This window comes from Vogesella mureinivorans, from assembly GCF_007644035.1.
GTDB classification, from domain to species: domain Bacteria; phylum Pseudomonadota; class Gammaproteobacteria; order Burkholderiales; family Chromobacteriaceae; genus Vogesella; species Vogesella mureinivorans.
This window is the reverse complement of record NZ_VMTV02000858.1, coordinates 1-286: the sequence shown is the minus strand read 5'-3', so window position 1 is coordinate 286 and position 286 is coordinate 1. Positions and strand designations below refer to the sequence as shown.

1 protein-coding gene is annotated in these 286 nt (G+C 71.3%); it reads left to right on the top strand.

Features of this window, described 5'->3' with window-relative positions:
* Nucleotides 1–286 (top strand): 16S rRNA (cytosine(1402)-N(4))-methyltransferase (gene mraW / locus FLQ44_RS19955; protein WP_147695770.1); only part of this gene is annotated, 286 nt, incomplete at both ends.

The following is a 286-nucleotide window of genomic DNA, read 5'->3' as shown; positions in this document are numbered from 1 at the left end:
AGGCGATCGCCTGCGCCGAAGCCGAGTTCGCGGGCGATCCGCGGGTGGCGATCCGGCGCGGCAGCTTCGCGGGTCTGGCGGAGTGGGAGGCCACGGCCGGTGGGCTGGATGGCGTGCTGCTGGACCTCGGGGTGTCCTCGCCCCAGCTGGACCAGGCCGAGCGCGGCTTCAGCTTCATGCAGGACGGGCCGCTCGACATGCGCATGGATCCGGACTCCGGTGAAAGCGCGGCGGAGTTTTTGGCGCGGGCCACCGAGACGGAGATCGCGGATGTGCTGTGGGCCTA